Annotated in this window: 1 protein-coding gene; it reads left to right on the top strand. The window is 36.6% G+C overall.

Annotated elements, in window-relative coordinates:
- Nucleotides 1-235: substrate-binding domain-containing protein (locus tag HMPREF2886_RS32645; RefSeq protein ID WP_168172007.1), on the top strand; the 235-nt coding region annotated here is incomplete at both ends.

The following is a 235-nucleotide window of genomic DNA, read 5'->3' as shown; positions in this document are numbered from 1 at the left end:
GTGATCTGTTTTTTCCTGGCTCTCAAGAGTATGTAGAGAAGTTAGCGAAACAAAATCAGGTGGTTAGCCAATATCCTATTGTGCGTCATATTCCTGTTATTGCTGTCAGAAAAGATAAAATTGGTGAAATCAAAACTATCACAGATCTTGCAAATAGTTCATTGAAATTAGGTATGGGAGATGTAAAAGCAATTGCATTAGGTAAAAGCGGTGAACAATTAATCGAAGCGTCAGG

This window comes from Pseudomonas sp. HMSC066A08, assembly GCF_001813025.1.
In the GTDB taxonomy this organism is placed as follows: domain Bacteria; phylum Pseudomonadota; class Gammaproteobacteria; order Pseudomonadales; family Pseudomonadaceae; genus Pseudomonas; species Pseudomonas aeruginosa.
The sequence above is the reverse complement of the archived record's forward strand: the minus strand, read 5'-3'. Positions and strand labels throughout refer to the sequence as shown.